1 protein-coding gene is annotated in these 287 nt (G+C 40.4%); it reads left to right on the top strand.

The annotated features are described in order from the left end of the window. Positions 1-287: SDR family NAD(P)-dependent oxidoreductase (locus tag ACNQ0W_RS25655; protein ID WP_417933338.1), on the top strand; the 287-nt coding region annotated here is incomplete at both ends.

The following is a 287-nucleotide window of genomic DNA, read 5'->3' as shown; positions in this document are numbered from 1 at the left end:
GTAATGTGATTGCTGAATATTTTGCGAGCCAAGGTCATCAAGTGATTTTGTCAGCCAGTACGCTTGAAAAAGCCGAAAATGCTAAGGCACAAAGTCAGTATGCCCAAAATATATTTCCTTTAAAGCTGGATATTTCGGTCGAGGCAGATTTTCATGCAGCGGTGCAATGGATTGAAGAGAAATTTTCTAAACTTGATGTGTTAATTAACAATGCCACCGTCACCAAAGCAACGCCTGTATTAGAAATTACCGCAGCCGATTTTGATTGGGTGACCCAAGTTAACCAA

Origin of the sequence: Enterobacter cloacae complex sp. 6730903, assembly GCF_048283985.1 — a bacterium.
GTDB lineage: Bacteria > Pseudomonadota > Gammaproteobacteria > Enterobacterales > Enterobacteriaceae > Enterobacter > Enterobacter hormaechei_C.
Note: the sequence above shows the minus strand (reverse complement) of the source record. Positions and strands in the feature narration are given on the sequence as shown.